The following is a 17,189-nucleotide window of genomic DNA, read 5'->3' as shown; positions in this document are numbered from 1 at the left end:
GTATGTACCCGATTCATCCGGTGCGTACCAGACGCCGCGCACGGTTCGGTGCGCGTACGGCTTCACTCCCCCGCGCCGCCTGGGGCCCGGCCGCCCGGGGTGACCAGGCCCGATTCATAGGCGAGGACGACGGCCTGGGCGCGGCTGCCGAGGTCGAGTTTGGCCATGGCGCGGTTGAGGTGGGTCTTGACGGTGGACTCGCTGATGACGAGTTCCCCGGCGATCTCCGGGTTCGACAGTCCGCCCGCGACGAGCCGTAACACGTCGGTCTCCCGGGACGTGAGCGCGCCGAGCAGCTCCGGGGCACGCGTCTCGGGCTCCGCGCGCGGGGCGTACGCCTCGATCAGGCGGCGGGTGACGGCCGGGGAGAAGAGCGTGTCCCCCTCGGCGACGGCGGCGATCGCGGTGAGCAGCCGCTGCGGCCCGGTGTCCTTGAGCAGGAAGCCGCAGGCACCGGCGCGGAGCGCCGCGTACACGTACTCGTCGAGGTCGAAGGTGGTCAGCACGAGGATGCGGGGGCTCGGCTCGGTGACCGACTCCAGGATGCGCTCGGTGGCGGTGATGCCGCTGGTGCCGGGCATCCGGATGTCCATCAGGACGACGTCGGGCCGGTGTTCGACGGCCAGCCGCACCGCCTCGTCGCCGTCGCACGCCTCCCCGACGACCTCCGTCCCCGGCGCGGCGCGGAGCAGCGCGGCGACCCCGGCCCGGATGAGCACCTGGTCGTCGACGACGAGCACCCTGATCGGCACCGCTGTGTCTCCCTCAGCCCGTGAAACTCGTGATGCCTTGTGGCGTCAGACGGGGAGAGTGAGCCGTACCTCGTATCCGCCGCCCGTCCGGGGGCCCGCGCTCACCCGGCCCCCGTAGATCCTTGCGCGCTCGCGCATCCCAATCAAGCCGTGGCCGCCCGCGGGCGCGGGTTGGTCGCCGCCGCGGCCGTCGTCGGTGACCGTGACGACCAGTTCGCGCGGCCGGTGCTCGACGGTGACCTGGGCGCGGGCCGGATACGCGTGCTTGAGGACGTTGGTGAGCGCCTCCTGCACCACGCGGTACGCGCACTGGTCGAGGCCGGGCGCCGGCGCGTACGGCTCCCCCGTCACCGTGACCTCGACGGGGACGCCCGCGGCCCGTACGCGCCCGGCGAGTTCGGGCAGCCGGTCGAGGCCGGGCGCGGGCACGAACTCGGCCTGCTCGCCGTGCGGCCCGCCCACCAGGCTGTCGCCCTCCTCGACGCGCAGCACGGCGAGCAGGCGGCGCAGCTCGACCAGGGCCTCTCCCGAGGTGTCCGCGATGGTGCCGAGCGCGCCGCGCGCGGTGCCGGGGTCGGAGGCGAACACGTAGTCGGCGAGCCCGGCCTGGACGGAGATCACGGACATGTGGTGGGCGACCACGTCGTGCAGCTCGCGGGCGATACGGACGCGCTCCTCGGCCACCGCGCGGCGCTCGGCCCCGGCGCGCTCGCGCCGCAGCTGCTCGGCCAGTTCGGCGAGCCGGACGTTGCGCCGCGCCGCCTGGCGGGCCAGGTGGCCGAAGCCGCAGATGACCGTGGCGTAGACGACGCTCTGGCCCAGCACCGTGGCCCAGGAGCTCTCCTCGCCCGTGGTGCCCGCGTAGTTCCACACGCCCGCGAGGAGCAGGGCGCAGCCGACGGCGTCGCGCAGCGGCCGTACGGAGGCGACGGTGTAGAGCCCGAGGAGCGGGCCGAGGGTGTTGACCACCGGCCAGTAGTCGAGCGCCACGTATGCGGTCCACAGGGCGAGCGTGCCCAGGCAGATCAGCAGCGGCGCGCGCCGCCGGAACGCCAGCGGCAGATTGACCGCGCAGGTCAGCAGCGCGCTCCGGGTGTCGCCCCCGGACCAGCCCGCGGGCACCCGGTCGTGGCTGAGGGAGAGGCTGATCGCGGTGATGCCGAGCGCGATGGCGAGATCGTAGGCCCAGGACGGGACCTTCTCCGCCCGGCGGCGCAGTTCACGCCACCCCGTCACGCTCCGCATCGGCGCAGCGTAACCGGAGCGTCCCCGCCCCAACATCCACCCGGCGGCTGCCTGCTGGCGGGCGCGACTACCGCGCGGGTACGAGGCCGACGGCCGGGACTACCGCAGAAGGACAGCGTCCGCTTCCAACCGTGCGGTGACGACCGGAGGCCGCCGCTCGCGTAGCTTCTCTCCCAGGAAGAGCGCCGCGCCCCGGGGCACGGGGGGAACGGGGCCCGGTTCGGGGGAGACGGGCCGGAAGGGGCCCCGGGCGCGGCGCTGTTCGACCCGCTCGCGGCGGGCCTACGGGACGACGCGGAAGTGCGTCGTCAGCCGCCGCTCGTCGTCGTAGACGTGGAAGGCGAGCATCGGCGGCAGCTCGTAGTCGATCGGGCCGCCGCTCTCGCCCTCCCACGGCATCTTCAGCGTGGAGACGACGCCGGGCGCCGCGACCAGGGGCAGCCCCGCGAAGGTGGTGACGGCCGGGGTGTGGCTGTGCCCGCACAGCAGCGCGGCCACCTGGGGGTGCCGGGCGACGACCTCAGCGAGCCGCTCCTCGCCGAACTGCCGGATGGGGTCGACGTACTGGCCGTGCAGCGGGACGGGCGGGTGGTGGAAGCAGACGAAGGCGGGCTGGTCCTTCGGCGAGCCCGCCAGCGTCTGGTCGAGCCAGCGCAGCGTCGCGTCGTCGAGGTAGCCGTCCCCCCTGCCGGGGATGCTGGAGTCGCACATCGCGAAGGTGGCGCCGATGAGGTGGTGCGCCTGGTTGACCGGGGAGGTGTCGGCCGCGTCGCCGCCGAGCAGCGCGGCGCGGTAGGGGCCGCGCGCGTCGTGGTTGCCGGGGCAGATCAGGGGCAGATGGCCGTGGTCGGCGAAGAGCTTCGCCGCCGCCGCGTACTCGTCGCGCGTGCCGTGGTCGGCGATGTCGCCGGTGAGCAGGACGGCGTCGAGCGTGCCGGGGAGCTGGTCGAGGTAGCGGAGCACGCGCTCGGCACGCTCGTACGCGCGTGCGCCGCCGTCGTTCCGGTCCTGTCCCAGGTGAATGTCGCTCACGTGCGCGAAGGCGAACATGCTGTGTTCCTCATCCGATCGGTCCGTAGCGGGGTCGTGCCGCTGTCCCTGTCCACTGTCCTGAACGACGCTGGCGGGCACCCTTCCGGGTGCCCGCCAGCGGTTCAACTCCGACCGGAAACAGTCACAGATCCAGTCCGGTCAGGATCATCACACGCTCGTATGTGTAGTCCTCCATGGCGAACTGGACGCCCTCGCGGCCCACTCCGGACTCCTTGACGCCGCCGTACGGCATCTGGTCCGCGCGGTAGGACGGGACGTCGCCGACGACGACGCCGCCCACCTCCAGGGCGCGGTGCGCGCGGAAGGCGGTCTGCACGTCGTGCGTGAACAGGCCCGCCTGGAGGCCGTACTTGGAGTCGTTGACGGCGGCGAAGGCCTCCGCCTCCCCGTCGACCTTGGTGAAGGACATGACCGGCCCGAAGACCTCCTCGCAGCCGATCTGGGTGTCGGCCGGGACGTCCGCCAGCACGGTCGGGGCGACGGTCGCGCCCTCGCGCTTGCCGCCCGTGAGCAGCGTGGCGCCGCGCGAGACGGCCTCCTCGATCCAGGACTCGACGCGCTTGGCCGCGTCCTCGCTGACCAGCGGGCCGACGTCGGTGGCGCTGTCGGACGGGTCGCCGGTGGCCAGGGACTCGACGGCCGCGACGACCTTGGGCACCAGCCGGTCGTAGACCGAGGCGTCGGCGATGACGCGCTGCACCGAGATGCAGGACTGGCCCGCCTGGTAGTTGGAGAAGGTCGCGATGCGCTGCGCGGCCCAGTCGAGGTCCGCCTCCGTGGAGTAGTCCGCGAGGACCACGGCCGCGCCGTTGCCCCCCAGCTCCAGCGTGACGCGCTTGCGGGGCGCGGAGTCGAGGATCGACCAGCCGACCGGGGCCGAACCCGTGAACGAGATGATCGGCAGCCGCTCGTCCTGGACCAGGCCCGGCATCTGGTCGTTCGGCACCGGCAGCACCGACCAGGAACCGGCCGGGAGGTCCGTCTCCGCCAGCAGCTCGCCCAGCAGCAGCCCGGAGAGCGGGGTGGCGGGCGCGGGCTTGAGGATGATCGGCGTACCGACGGCGATGGCCGGGGCGACCTTGTGCGCGCACAGGTTCAGCGGGAAGTTGAACGGCGCGATGCCGAGCACCGGCCCGTACGGGAAGCGCTTGGTGTACGCGAGGCGCCCCGTGCCGCCCGCGTCGGAGTCCAGCCGCTGCGCCATGCCGCCGTTGAAGCGGCGGGCCTCCTCGGCGGCCCACCGGAAGACCGAGATGCACCGGCCGACCTCGCCGCGGGCCCACTTCATGGGCTTGCCGTTCTCGGCGGAGATGAGCTGGGCGATCTCCTCGGTGCGCTCGACGAGCCGGGACACGACGTGGTCCAGCGCCGCCGCGCGGACGTGCGCCGGGGTGGCCGCGAACTCGTCGGCCACGGCCGCGGCGGCCGCCACGGCCTCCTCGACCTGATCGCCCGTGGGAATGCTGACGGTGCCGACAGTGCGGCCGTCCCAGGGCGAGGTGACATCGAGCGTGCTGTCGCCGGTGGCCTCGCGGCCGGCGAGCCAGAACGCGTGAGGGGAAGTCGCTGTCGTCACTGCGGATCGCCCTTCCGGTTGGCTGGAAACGCTGAGAAAGCGCTGGAGGTACGGGGTCCTACCGGCTCCACCGTAGGGCGTAGCGGCCCTCACACCTCTTGTCCGACGCGGCGCACTCGTCCACGGAGACGCTACGGATTGGCCCTTTGCGCCGGGCGCCGGAAGCGGCTGGGAGCCCTCCGGGATTGACTCATTGCTCCCTTGACCCGCCCATGTCACGACCCGACGATGACGACGCACCAGCTGCACAAGCTCACAAACCCCTACCCGTCGCACTGGACACCCCAGGAGACGCGATGAGTTCACACACCCCCTTACGCTCCCGCCGCCGGCGCAGAACCCTGGCAGCGGCGGCGGCGTGCTGCGCCCTCGCGCTGGCCGTACCGCTGACCGCACAGGCCACGGCGGCGCCCGACCCGACCGCGGACGCGGCGTCCTCCGGGGACGCGGCGTCCGCGCCGTCCGCGGACAAGGCCGCCGAGCGCAGCTACCAGGTCGACGGCGTCGACACCCGGCGCGAGCGCAGCGCCCTCGCGGCCACCGGCGTCTCGCTGGACGCCGTGCGCGCGCACTCCGTCGTCATCACCGCCGACGCCGCGGGCCTGCGCGAGGTCAAGGCGCTCGGCCACGACGTCACCGCCCTGCCCGCGCCCCCGAAGCGCACCGGCGAGGACGGCGCGCCGCGCCCCAAGGACTTCCCGCCGTCCGACTCGAACTACCACAACTACGCCGAGGCGACGAAGGCCGTGAACGACTACGTCGCCAAGTACCCCTCGATCATGAAGAAGCAGGTCATCGGCAAGAGCTACCAGGGCCGCGACATCGTCGCCGTCAAGATCAGCGACAACGCGGGCCAGGACGAGGCCGAGCCCGAGGTCCTCTTCACCCACCACCAGCACGCCCGCGAGCACCTCACCGTCGAGATGGCGCTCTACACGATCGGCGAGCTGGGCGCGAAGTACGGCTCCGACAGCCGCGTCACCAAGATGGTGAACGAGCGCGAGCTGTGGGTCATCCCCGACGTCAACCCGGACGGCGGCGAGTACGACATCGCCACCGGCAGCTACCGGAGCTGGCGCAAGAACCGCCAGCCCAACTCCGGTTCGTCCCAGGTCGGCACCGACCTGAACCGCAACTGGGCGTACAAGTGGGGCTGCTGCGGCGGCTCCAGCGGCAGCCCCGGCAGCGAGACCTACCGCGGCCCCTCCGCCGAGTCCTCGCCCGAGGTCCGCGTGGTGCGCGACTTCACCAACAGCCGCGTGGTCGGCGGCAAGCAGCAGATCACCGCGCACATCGACTTCCACACCTACTCGGAGCTGGTGCTCTGGCCGTACGGCTACACGTACAACGACACCGCCGAGGGCCTGACCAAGGACGACCGCGACGCCTTCGCGGCCGTCGGCACCGGCATGGCCCGCACCAACGGCTACAAGCCCGAGCAGTCCAGCGACCTCTACATCACGGACGGCAGCGTCAACGACTGGATGTGGGGGAAGCACAAGATCTTCTCCTACACCTTCGAGATGTACCCCGGCTCGGCGGGCGGCGGCGGCTTCTACCCGCCCGACGAGGTCATCCCGCGGGAGACGTCCCGCAACAGGGAAGCGGTGCTGATGCTGCTGGAGAACGCCGACTGCATGTACCGCTCGATCGGCAAGGAGGAGCAGTACTGCAAGAAGGCGTGACGACGGTCGGCTCGCTCTCGCTCTGCTCGCGCCGCCTGGTCAGCTCGTGGCCTTGAGCGCGAGCCAGAGCTCCATCCGTACGTCCGGGTCGTCCAGCGACCGCCCGAGGATCTCCTCGACGCGCCGCATGCGGTAGCGGAGCGTGTGCCGGTGGACTCCCAGCTCGGCGGCGGCCGCGTCCCACTGGCCGTGCCGCGAGAGCCAGGCGCGCAGGGAGGCGACCAGATCGCCCCGCCCGTTCGCGTCGTGCTCGCGCAGCGCGCGCAGCAGGCCGTCGGCGAACGCGCGCACCGCGTCGTCGGCGAGCAGGGGCAGCACGGACCCGGCGGCCACGTCCTCGTGCTCGACGAGGGGGACGCCGCGCCGCCGGGCCACGGACAGGGCCTGGTCGGCCTGCTTGAAGGCGACGGAGACGGCCGGGAGCCCGGCGGGCGCCGAGACGCCCACCGCCAGCACCTGGTCGCCTCCGTGCGCTCCCTGCCCGGCGGGGCCGGGCCCGGACCCGGACCGGCCGGACGGGCCGGGGCGCTGCGCGGCCACGGCCGCCTGCGCCGCGGCCTGCGCGGACGCGGCGGCGAACTCGGCGCAGGCCGCCACCGCCGCGCCCCCGTCGGCGGCGAGCACGAGCAGCCGCCCGCCGTCGGGGACGACGAGCACGGCCTCCCCGTTGCGCGCGGCGGCGGTCTCCACCGCGTCGGCCAGCTCTTCCAGGGGCCAGGGGATGGTGCCGGGACCGCCCGCCGCGTCCGCCGGGTCGGGCTGCGGCCCGCTCCCGGAGCCGACGACGATGCCGGAGGCCGCCTCGTCACCGGCCGGGAAGCCGTCGAGCACGGTGCCGGAGGAGGAGGGCGACGGGGAGGAGACCTTCGAGGAGACCTTCGCGGAGGCGGTGACGGTCACGACGGGTGAGTCGGTACGCGCCCCGGCCGCCACCCGGCTCGCTCCCGAGGCCGCCTGGGGCACTGCACCGGCACCGGCACCCGCACCGGGCCGGACCCCGGACCTCGCGCCCGGCCCGGTCCCCGCGCCCGGCCCGGACCGCGCGCCGGTGCTCGCGCCGCTCCTGGCCAGCCTCGCGGCCGTACCGGAGGCGGGCTCGGCGGCGATCACGCGCATCGGGACGTCCAGCAGGCCGCCGTAGAGCCGGCCCGCCACCGCGCGGGCGTGGTCCGCCTCGCCCGCGAGCAGCATCCGCAGCACCGCGGCGCCGAGCCGCTGCTCGGCCTCCTGGAGGGCGCGGGAACGCTCCATCGTCAGGGTCAGCAGCGCGATCGCCGAGTGCACCGCGTACCGCTCGGCGGTGCCCAGGGGTGCGGCGGTGCCGACGGCGAGCACGGCCTTCGCGCGGCGCCCGCTGCCCACCGACTGCAGCTCGACGCGGTCGTCGCCCCCGTCCGACTCGCTCACCACGGCGCTCGCGGGCGCGGGCCGGTCCCGCAGCCGCTCGGCGTCGCCGATGAAACGGGCGGCGCGGCGCACGGCCCAGGCGGGCGCGGTGGCGACGACGGCGCCCGAGACGTCGTAGAGCGCCGCCCAGCCGTCGATCTGGGAGGCGAGGCGGGCCAGCAGGGCCGCGGGGCCCTCGCGGGAGAGCGCGGCGCGCGTCATCTCGCGCTGCGCCTCGAAGCCGGCGGTCACCGCGCGGTACTGCTCCGCGGCGATGTCGGCCGACACCGCCTTGCTGACCGCGATGAAGGGGGTGCGCCGGGGCACCTCCAGCAACGGCATGTCCGCGCCCTCGCACGCTTCGACGAGCGCCTCGGGCACGCCCTCGTAATTGACCCCGGCGGCGAAACCGAGGCCCACCACGCCCTTTTCGGCGAGACGGCTCACGTAGGAGCGCATGGCCTCGGGGTCCTGCGCGTCGAGCTTGAGCCCGGTGAAGAGGATGAGCTCGCCACCGTCCATGTACGGCGTCGGGTCGGCCAGCTCGCTGGCGTGTGCCCAGCGCACAGGCGTGTCCAGCCGGTCATGCCCCGCGAGCACGGCGAGCCGGAGTGCGGAGTGCTGAACGAGCGTGGCAAGAGTCGGTGGCATAACGCACCTCACCGTACAGGCGTGCGCCCAAATTCGGTCATTCGGTCATTCGGCCGTACCTTCTCGATGGTTCCCCCTGGTCACTCCCCCAGCTTGGTCAGGATCGGCGGCGTGCGCTCGCCGCGCACGGTCGTGAAGGAGAGCACGGCGTGCTCCGGCCGCAGCTCGTTCGCCAGGTCGGAGGCGGACCAGCGCTCCCGCTGCTCGCTGCGCACGGTCACGGACTCGGCGGTCACGTACTTGCCGGTGGCCAGCCGCCGCACGGCGTGCAGCACGCGCGTGACGGGCTCGTCGGAGACCAGCTGGCGGTTGGTGACCGTACGCGTCTCGACCCACTCGGTGCCCCACACCTCGGTGAACCGCTCGGCGTCCCACGGGGTGACCCCCGCGCACACCATCCGGCAGCCCACCGCGCCCAGCAGCGGGCCGCGCAGCGGCTCGGGCACGTCGTCCAGCGCGCGGAGGGTGAGCAGGACGCCCGCGTGGGCCGAGCGGAGGCGCTGGAGGCCGCGCAGCGCCTGCGGGGTGACGGTCTGCGTGGCGTCGTCGAGGACGAGGCAGGCGAAGAGCGACTGGTCGGCGCGCGCGGCGGCGCACTCGGTGAACTGCGCCAGCAGCAGCCGCGCCAGCACCCGGGACGCCTCCGCGTGCGCGTGCTCGGGCAGGTCGACGCGGACGCGCAGCGGGTGCTCCATGGCCCGCGGCGAGAACGGCCGCCGCGCCCCTTCCCCCGATCCCTCCGACTTCTCCGGCGCCATCCCCTCGGGCCGGAAGAACCCGGCGAACGCGGGCCGGTCGAGCAGCGCTATCCGGTCCGCGAGCAGCGCGGGCACCTCCCCCGTACGCCCCGACTGCCGCTCGTACGCGTCCAGCTCGCGCAGCTGGGCCGTCTGGCCCGCCTCGTGCAGAGCCCCGCGCAGCGCGTCGAAGGCGGGCGCCCCGTCCAGCAGCTCCCGCAGCTCGGGAACGGCGGGGAACCGGCCGTGCACCGCCGCGAACGGCCCGATGAGCTGCGCCAGACACGTCGCCGCACGCCTGCTGTCGCCGCCCGGCAGGCTGCTCACCAGGTCGCCCACCAGGGCCTCGGCGAGCATTCCGGCGGCCTCGTCGGGGTCGGTGGTCCCGCCGTACAGATCGAGGTCGTACTCCGAGCCGGGGCGGCCGAGCCGGATCACCACGTCGAAGCACTCGTCCGGCGCGAGCTGTCGGCCGCCCGCGCTGACGGCCAGCACGGCCGCCTGCCCGGCGAGCGCCTGGAGGCAGAGGGACTCGACGACGGGCCGGGCGAGCCTGCTGGTCTTGCCGGTGCCGGGCGGCCCCACGGCCAGCGCCGAGGTGCCGAGCACGGACGGGTCGAGGGCGACGCCCACGCCCCGGTACTCGTGCGGATTGCGCTCCTCGTCGGACGCGGTGCCGATACGGACCTGCCGCAGCGACAGATCGTGCCGCGCGGCCCGCGAGGGCAGGTCGCGCTCGCCGGAGGGGTGCAGACAGGCGGCGCCGCCCTTCGCGAGCACGTTGTCCGTGAACGCCGTGAGCCGGTTCGGCCGTGCCCGCACCGACTGCCAGGCCCGCTGGATCCGCGCGTGATCGACGTCCGTCATCCGCCCGCCCCGCAACTCCGCGGACAGCCGCTCGGCGGCCTCCCCCGCACCCCCACCCCGCAGCTCGGGCCACTCGACGGGGTCGGCGTGGGACGGCGGCTCCGGAACGGGCTGCTCCGCCGCCTCGTACAGCGGGGCCTTCTTCGCGGAGGCGCCCTTGCGCAGCACCCGGCCCTTCAGTCTCCGGAACAGCTCGTCCCAGTGGCCGACCCGGGCGAAGATCCCGGCGATGATGCCGAGGACCACCGCGTAGTAGACGTAACTGAGCACGGCGAAGCCCATCGTGCCGCCCCACGAGTCGGGCGTGAACAGATCGAGCGGCCAGAGCCAGTAGCTCCCCAGATAGCCGTTCCACAGCAGGCTCCACACGAGCCAGGCGATCAGGAACGAGACGATCGCACCGCTGATCAGCTGCCGGGCGGGCGTCCGCTCCGGGTCCTGCGGCGGTCGCGGCCGGTACCCGCAGCGCCAGATCCCGGGCCCCGCCTCCGGGCGCGGCATCCGCAGCCAGTCGGCGAGCGGCGGTCGGGACGAGGGGACCGTGCCGGGCATGGGCGGCGCCGACTCCAGCGGCGCCCCGCGGGGTGGTGGCGGGGTGGCCGGACGCGGGGGCACGGGTTGCGGCGCGGCATCGCGAGACCGCTGGTGCTGGTCGCCGGGGGCCGCGGGGCCCTCGTGCCAGGTGCCGCCGGAGTCGTGCGCGCCGCCCGTTCCCTGCTTCCTGTGGGGAAGCCCCATGTCCATGTGCCGCCTCTGCTCCCTGACGCCCCGAAGCGCCGGCCGACCCGTACCGCCAGCGCTCTCCTGTGCCCAATCTAGCTGCTGACCACGACACTTGAACCCTGGTCTCGGCCCGGAACCGGGGCACGGGCGGCCATGGCGGTGCGCACCCCGCTCCCCTGCCTGTATCCGCTGCCTATATCCGCGACGGCCAACACGCGCGTCACACTTCTCCGCCGCGGTGCATGTGTCGCCACCCCGGCTGCCCCTAGCCTGCGAAGAGCGAGACGACCCCCCTTTCTCCCGAGGAGTGCGCTATGACCGCAATGACTGATCTGACCGGAGGTCCCGCTCTTCCCCAGGAGCGCCGCGTCGTCACCGCGATCCCCGGGCCCAAGTCGCAGGAGCTGATGGCCCGCAAGCAGGCCGCCGTGGCGAACGGGATCGGCACCGTGATGCCCGTCTTCGCACGTCGCGCGGGCGGCGGAGTGCTGGAGGACGTGGACGGCAACTCGTTCATCGACTTCGGCTCCGGCATCGCCGTCACCTCCGTCGGGAACAGCGCCGAGGCCGTGGTCCGCCGCGCCACGCAGCAGCTCCAGGACTACACGCACACCTGTGTGATGGTGACGCCGTACGAGCCGTACGTACAGGTCTGTGAGGAGCTGGCCAGGGTCACCCCCGGTGACCACGAGAAGAAGAGCGCGCTCTTCAACTCCGGCGCCGAGGCCGTCGAGAACGCCGTCAAGATCGCCCGCACCCACACCGGCCGCCAGGCCGTCGTGGTCTTCGACCACGGCTACCACGGGCGCACGAACCTGACGATGGCGCTCACCTCCAAGAGCATGCCGTACAAGCACGGCTTCGGCCCGTTCGCCCCCGAGGTCTACCGCGTCCCGGTCGCCTACCCCTACCGCTGGCTCACCGGCCCCGAGAACTGCGCCGAGGAGGCCGCCGCCCAGGCCATCGACCAGATCAGCAAGCAGGTCGGCGCGGAGAACGTCGCGGCGATCGTGATCGAACCGGTCCTCGGCGAGGGCGGGTTCATCGTCCCGGCCCGCGGCTTCCTGCCGCGCATCGCGCAGTTCGCCAAGGACAACGGCATCGTCTTCGTCGCGGACGAGATCCAGTCCGGCTTCTGCCGCACCGGCCAGTGGTTCGCCTGCGAGGACGAGGACATCGTCCCCGACCTCATCACCACCGCCAAGGGCATCGCGGGCGGCATGCCGCTCGCCGCCGTCACGGGCCGCGCCGAGATCATGGACTCCGCCCACAGCGGCGGCCTGGGCGGCACCTACGGCGGCAACCCCGTCGCCTGCGCCGCGGCCCTCGGCTCGATCGAAACGATGCGCGAGCAGGACCTTCCCGCGAAGGCCCGCCACATCGAGGAGGTCATGAAGCCGCGGCTGGAGAAGCTCGCCGGTCAGTTCGACGTCATCGGCGACGTCCGCGGGCGGGGCGCGATGCTCGCGATCGAGCTCGTGCGCCCCGGCGGCAAGGAGCCCAACCCGGAGGCGACCGCGGCTCTCGCCAAGCAGTGCCACCAGAACGGCCTGCTCGTCCTCACCACCGGCACCTACGGGAACGTCATGCGCTTCCTGCCCCCGCTGGTCATCGGCGAGGACCTGCTGAACGAGGGCCTGGACATCCTCGAAGAGGCGCTCGGCCAGCTCTGACGGACCGGACGCGGGCAGGAGCGGGTGGGAGCGGTCCCCGTGAAGAATCTGTGCGGGGCCAATGTCCGGAACGTGATCCGCCTGCCCCGGCCCGCCCTCCTGCCGTACGGTTTCTGCAATTGCCAGGTGATGTGGGGAAACTCCCCCGCATCACCGGCCCGGGCCGGTCTCTCCCCAAGACAGGCCCGGTCGTGCCCTTGCGCACGCTCCTCACCGATCGGATGAACCGCTTGTCCCAAACCCCCCGGGGCCCGCGGGACTCCGATCGCCTCGGCCGCCCCGGAACTCTCCCCCCTGTTCCTGGGCGGCCGACCTCATGGCCGCTCCGCCCGCTCGCCGCCACGCTCCTCCTGCTCGCCGTTCTCTCCGTCCTGACCTGGCAGGTCCTCACGGACGGCCCGCTCCGCGCGGCCGACGAACGCCTCGGCGACACCCTGCGCGGCGACGCCCCGCCCACCTGGGCGGCCGAACTCCTCGCCGACCTCGGCAACATGACCGTGGCCCCTCCCCTCCTCCTCGCCGCGATGGCCTACGCGGTCCTCCGCACCCGACGCTGGTGGCCCTCCCTCTGCTACGCCCTGGCGCTGGCCCTGGTCCCCGCGCTGGTCTCCGCCCTCAAGGCCTGGACGGACCGCCCCGGCCCCCTCGGCGGCACCGGCTACTTCCCCTCCGGTCACGCGGCCACGGCCGCCGTCGCCCTCGGCGCCGCCGCCCTGCTCGTCGCAGGCACCCGCACCCGGGCCCCGGACGGGAAGGGGAAGGGGAATGCCTGGCTGCCGGCCGCGGCCGTACTCACCCTGGCCAACGGGCTGGGCCTGGTGTGGCGCGGCTACCACTGGCCCCTCGACGTGCTGGCGAGCTGGTGCCTCAGCGCACTGCTGCTGATGTGGGCAGCCCGTGCAGCAGCCGCCCGTCCCGGACCTCCGCGATCCGGTCGGCGGAGGCCAGTTGCGCGTGATCGTGAGTGACCAGCAGCGTCGCCGTCCTCCGCTGCCGGGTCAGCTCGGTCAGCAGCGAGACGACGGCGGCCCCCCTCTCGTGGTCCAGCGCGCTGGTGGGCTCGTCCACCAGCAGCACCGTCGGCTCGTTCATCAGCGCCCGCGCGATGTTGACCCGCTGGCGCTGGCCTCCCGAGAGCTGATGCGGCCTCCGCTCCGCCTCGGCTGACAGCCCCACCGCGTCGAGCAGTTCGTCCGCCCGGCCGCGTGCCGCCCGTACGCCGCGCCCGGCGAGGTGTGCCATCGCCTGCAGCTGCTCGCGGGCAGTCAGCGACGGCAGCAGATTCGGCTGCTGGAAGACCATGCCGATCGCGCGACGGCGCAGTGCCGTCAGCTCGCGGCGGCTCGCCCCCGCCGTGTCCGTACCGTCCACGACGACCCGGCCGCTGTCGGGCGTGATCAACGTCGCCGCCACGGCCAGCAGGCTCGACTTCCCCGAGCCCGAGGGCCCCACCAGCGCGGTCACCGTCCCCCGCCCGGCCTCCAGGCTCACCCCGTCGAGCGCCGTCACGCGCCCGTCGCCGTCGGGGTAGGTGAGGGTCACCTCGGAGAGGGACAGCGGACTGGCCGGGTCGGTCGGACGGGTCGGGTAGGTCGGACGGGTCATCGTGCGCTCCCCAGGGCGGTCAGCGGGTCGACGGCGGTGATGCGGCGGATGGCGAGCGCGGCTCCGGCCACGCCCAGGACGATCAGCACGGCGGCGGGTACCAGCACGGTCGCGGCGTCGAGCACGAACGGCACGGTGCCCGAGACGGCGGCTCCGACGCCCGCCGCGATGCCCGTTCCCGCCGCCGTGCCCAGCGCGAGCAGCACCACGGCCTGGCCGAGGGCGTCCCGCAGCAGATACGGCGTGGACGCGCCCAGCGCCTTCAGCACGGCGACGTCGGCGCTCCGCTGGATCGTCCACACGGTGAAGAAGGCGCCGATCACCAGCGCGGAGATGGCGAACAGGAACCCCCGCATGAGCTGCAGCGAGCCGTTCTCCGAGGTGTACGAGCCGATGGCCGACAGCGCGTCGTCGCGGGAGACCGTGTCGGTGCCCAGCCGGGCGTCGGTCGCGGCGATCCGCTCCCCTCCGCCCCCGGTACGCAGCGCCACCACGGTGGCGTGGTCCCCCTTCGGGGCGCCCCGCGCGCCCGCCACGTCGCCGAGGCGCTGCCAGTCCGCGAGGTTCGTCCAGACCACCGGCGTGTGGCTGAACGAGGCGTCCCCTCGCACCGCGGCCACCGTGAGGCGCTGGCCCGCGACGGTGACCCGGGCGCCCGGCCCGTCCGCGCCCAGCTCCTCGGCCGCCGCCTCGGAGAGGACGACACGGCCCCTCGTCAGCGCGCCGCTCTCCGGGCCGATCCCGGAGTCCGCGCGGACTCCGAAGGCGGACACGGCGGTGCTGCGGTCGCCGGACTCGGCGCGCGTGGTCGTGATGCCTATCGGCTCGGCACTCTCCACCCCGGGCGCCTCCGCCCACCCGCGCCACTGCCGCTCCGTGACCGTCGAGTCCGAGAAGGAGCGGTCCTGGCCGTCCGCCGGAGCGGCGAAGGCCATCCGGTCGGCGGAGAGGCCCGTGATCGCCGAGACGTTCTCCCTGCCGAGGCCCGCGGTGAGGCCGGACAGCAGCCCGACGAGCGTCGTGATCAGCACGATCACGACCCCCATCAGGGCGAACCGCCCCTTCGCGAAGCGCAGGTCTCTCCAGGCGACGAACATCGTGTGCCGGTGCCTTTCTTCAGAAGCTCGGATCTTCAGGTGCTCGGTTCTTCGGAACGTGCTCGGATCTTCGGAACGTGCCCGGGCGGCCGCTCGCACACGGCGCTCCGGTCCGGTTCCGTGACTCCACGATCCGCCGCGGCCGGGCGCCCGCGCATCGCGCCGGGGATGGCCTTCCTGGATCCGAAGGGCGGTGCCGCCGGTCAACCTTTTGATTGATGCCGGGCCCCGGCCCCCGCCCTACGCTGGAAGGACCGTGAACCACCTGTCGCTCGCCCCCGTCCTCCGCGTCCTCACGTGGTGCCTGCACCTGCTCGTGGCAGGGCTGCTGGCCCTCGCCGCCGGTCGCGCCGTCGTGGACGGCGGGCCCCGCCCCTCCGCCGTGCTCGCGGCGTCCGTGGTCATGGCCGTCGTCTACGCCGTCGGGCCGACAGTCCGCGCCGTCGGGCGCGCGCTGCCCGCGACCGTCGCCTGGCTGGCCTGTCTCGGCGCCGCGTGGCTGGCGCTGCTCGCGCTGACGCCCGACGGCGTATGGCTGGCGTTCCCGCTCTACTTCCTGGTGCTGCATCTGCTGCCGCGCCGCGCGGGGCTCGTCGCCCTCGTCGTCACGGCGCTGGCCGCGGTGTGCGGGTACGCCTGGCACCAGCACGGGTTCACGCTCGCGGCCCTCATCGGCCCGCTGCTCGGCGCCGCCGTGGCCGTGGCGACCGTACGGGGGTTCCAGGCGCTGCATCAGGAGAGCGAGGAGCGGCGGCAGCTCATCCAGCAACTCACCGCGGCCCGCGCCGATCTGGAGGTGGCGGGGCGGACGGCGGGGATGATGGCCGAGCGCGAGCGGCTGGCCCGGGAGATCCACGACACCCTCGCGCAGGGGTTCTCCAGCATCCAGCTGCTCCTCACGGCGGCCGAACGCGCACTCGATGCCGAGCCCGACGCCACCGCCGCGCGTTACGTGGCCCAGGCCCGCCGTGCCGCGCAGGACAATCTGGCGGAGGCGCGGCGCTTCGTGCACGCGCTCGTGCCGCCCGGCCTCGAAGGCGAGGGCGCCTCCCTGCACGCGGCGGTCGAGCGGCTGTGCGACACCACGACCGTGCGGCACGGGCTGCCGGTCCGCTTCCACCTGTCGGGCACGCCCGGCCCGCTCCCCTCGCCCTACGAGGTGGCGATCCTGCGGATCGCGCAGTCCGCGCTGGCCAACGCCGTGGCGCACTCCGAGGCCGGGGCCGTCGAGGTGACGCTCAGCTACATGGACGAGCAGCTCGCCCTCGACGTCGTCGACGACGGCGTCGGCTTCCTGCCCGACGCGCTCCCCTCCCCCGAGCCGGGCCGGGGCGGTTTCGGCCTCGCCGCCATGCGGGCCCGCGCCCGCGCGCTGGGCGGCACGCTCAGCGTCGAGTCCGCGCCGGGGCACGGCACGGCCGTCGCCGTCCAGCTCCCCGCCTCGTACGTCGCGGGCGGAGAGTTCCCCGCGGCCCGGGCCCCGGGACACCGCCCATGACCGAACCCGTCCGGCTGCTCCTCGCCGACGACCACCCGGTCGTACGGGCGGGGCTGCGCGCCGTGCTGGAGGGCGAGCCCGACTTCCGTATCGCCGCCGAGGCGCCGACCGCCGAGCGCGCGGTCGAGCTCGCGGCGCGGGGCGGGATCGACGTGGTGCTGATGGACCTCCAGTTCGGTTCGGGGATGAACGGCTCGCAGGCCACCGCCGCCATCACCGCGCTGCCGGATCCGCCTCGCGTCCTGGTGGTGACGACGTACGGGTCGGACGCGGACACCCTCCCCGCCATCGAGGCGGGCGCCACGGGCTATCTCCTCAAGGACGCGCCTCCGGAGGAGCTGGCGGCGGCGGTGCGGGCGGCGGCGGCCGGGCGTTCGACGCTGGCCCCGGCCGTCGCCGACCGGCTCATGGACCGCATGCGCGCGCCCTCGGCCTCCCTCAGCCGTCGCGAGACGGAGGTGCTGGGGCTGGTCGCGGACGGGCTGACCAATGGGGAGATCAGCCGCCGCCTGCACCTCAGCCAGGCGACGGTGAAGTCCCACCTGGTGCACATCTACGCCAAGCTGGAGGTCGATTCCCGTACGGCGGCCGTCGCCGTCGCCACCGACCGGGGCCTGATCCGCCGCTGACCTGCCCCTGCC

The 17,189-nt window shown here is 73.9% G+C and carries 13 protein-coding genes; 5 read left to right on the top strand and 8 right to left on the bottom strand.

The features are described from left to right. Positions 1 to 62: 62 nt before the first annotated feature. From ACGF3A_RS08230 to ACGF3A_RS08215, 4 genes are all read right to left on the bottom strand, one after another. Positions 63 to 752, bottom strand: a complete 690-nt coding sequence (locus tag ACGF3A_RS08230; RefSeq protein WP_393726953.1) for a response regulator — start codon at positions 750 to 752, stop codon at positions 63 to 65. Between the two features lie 45 nt (positions 753 to 797). Beyond that, positions 798 to 1,997, bottom strand: coding sequence for a sensor histidine kinase (locus ACGF3A_RS08225; protein WP_393726951.1), 1,200 nt, complete (start codon positions 1,995 to 1,997; stop codon positions 798 to 800). Between the two features lie 282 nt (positions 1,998 to 2,279). Continuing rightward, the gene (locus ACGF3A_RS08220; protein ID WP_393726949.1) at positions 2,280 to 3,047 is read right to left on the bottom strand and encodes a metallophosphoesterase; all 768 of its coding nucleotides are present in this window, start codon (positions 3,045 to 3,047) and stop codon (positions 2,280 to 2,282) included. Positions 3,048 to 3,171: 124 nt separating this feature from the next. Next, positions 3,172 to 4,626 (bottom strand): aldehyde dehydrogenase family protein, encoded by a 1,455-nt coding sequence (locus ACGF3A_RS08215; RefSeq protein ID WP_393726948.1) that lies wholly within the window; start codon positions 4,624 to 4,626, stop codon positions 3,172 to 3,174. Between the two features lie 296 nt (positions 4,627 to 4,922). Here ACGF3A_RS08215 and ACGF3A_RS08210 point away from each other — a divergent pair, with 296 nt between their 5' ends. Next, positions 4,923 to 6,311 carry a M14 family metallopeptidase gene (locus tag ACGF3A_RS08210; RefSeq protein ID WP_393726946.1) on the top strand — a complete coding sequence of 463 codons (1,389 nt, stop codon included), beginning with the start codon at positions 4,923 to 4,925 and terminating at the stop codon, positions 6,309 to 6,311. 39 nt (positions 6,312 to 6,350) lie between these two features. Here ACGF3A_RS08210 and ACGF3A_RS08205 read toward each other — a convergent pair whose 3' ends face one another. Together ACGF3A_RS08205 and ACGF3A_RS08200 are read right to left on the bottom strand one after the other, a co-directional pair. Beyond that, positions 6,351 to 8,348, bottom strand: a complete 1,998-nt coding sequence (locus tag ACGF3A_RS08205; protein WP_393726944.1) for a PucR family transcriptional regulator — start codon at positions 8,346 to 8,348, stop codon at positions 6,351 to 6,353. 80 nt (positions 8,349 to 8,428) lie between these two features. After that, positions 8,429 to 10,696 carry an ATP-binding protein gene (locus tag ACGF3A_RS08200; RefSeq protein ID WP_393726942.1) on the bottom strand — a complete coding sequence of 756 codons (2,268 nt, stop codon included), beginning with the start codon at positions 10,694 to 10,696 and terminating at the stop codon, positions 8,429 to 8,431. A 302-nt stretch (positions 10,697 to 10,998) separates the two neighbouring features. Here ACGF3A_RS08200 and gabT point away from each other — a divergent pair, with 302 nt between their 5' ends. Beyond that, a complete protein-coding gene (gabT, locus tag ACGF3A_RS08195) occupies positions 10,999 to 12,348 on the top strand; it encodes a 4-aminobutyrate--2-oxoglutarate transaminase (protein WP_393727226.1) in 1,350 nt (449 codons plus the stop codon). A gap of 230 nt (positions 12,349 to 12,578) precedes the next feature. Continuing rightward, positions 12,579 to 13,316, top strand: coding sequence for a phosphatase PAP2 family protein (locus ACGF3A_RS08190; protein ID WP_393726940.1), 738 nt, complete (start codon positions 12,579 to 12,581; stop codon positions 13,314 to 13,316). Here the strand turns inward: ACGF3A_RS08190 and ACGF3A_RS08185 are convergent. Both ACGF3A_RS08185 and ACGF3A_RS08180 read right to left on the bottom strand, forming a co-directional pair. Beyond that, positions 13,216 to 13,953: an ABC transporter ATP-binding protein gene (locus ACGF3A_RS08185; protein ID WP_393726938.1), complete on the bottom strand. Its 738-nt coding sequence runs from the start codon at positions 13,951 to 13,953 to the stop codon at positions 13,216 to 13,218. The genes ACGF3A_RS08190 and ACGF3A_RS08185 overlap by 101 nt on opposite strands. Continuing rightward, positions 13,950 to 15,050 carry an ABC transporter permease gene (locus ACGF3A_RS08180; protein WP_393726937.1) on the bottom strand — a complete coding sequence of 367 codons (1,101 nt, stop codon included), beginning with the start codon at positions 15,048 to 15,050 and terminating at the stop codon, positions 13,950 to 13,952. The genes ACGF3A_RS08185 and ACGF3A_RS08180 overlap by 4 nt, the downstream gene beginning before the upstream one ends. A 256-nt stretch (positions 15,051 to 15,306) precedes the next feature. On the opposite strand from ACGF3A_RS08180, the gene ACGF3A_RS08175 reads away from it, so the two are divergent. Both ACGF3A_RS08175 and ACGF3A_RS08170 read left to right on the top strand, forming a co-directional pair. Beyond that, entirely contained in the window at positions 15,307 to 16,548 is a 1,242-nt protein-coding gene (locus ACGF3A_RS08175) for a sensor histidine kinase (protein WP_393726935.1), read from the top strand. Next, positions 16,545 to 17,177: a response regulator gene (locus tag ACGF3A_RS08170; protein WP_393726933.1), complete on the top strand. Its 633-nt coding sequence runs from the start codon at positions 16,545 to 16,547 to the stop codon at positions 17,175 to 17,177. The genes ACGF3A_RS08175 and ACGF3A_RS08170 overlap by 4 nt, the downstream gene beginning before the upstream one ends. Positions 17,178 to 17,189 lie beyond the last annotated feature (12 nt).

The organism is Streptomyces sp. NPDC048172, from assembly GCF_043202595.1.
In the GTDB taxonomy this organism is placed as follows: Bacteria; Actinomycetota; Actinomycetes; order Streptomycetales; family Streptomycetaceae; genus Streptomyces.
This window is presented reverse-complemented; position numbering and strand designations above follow the sequence as displayed.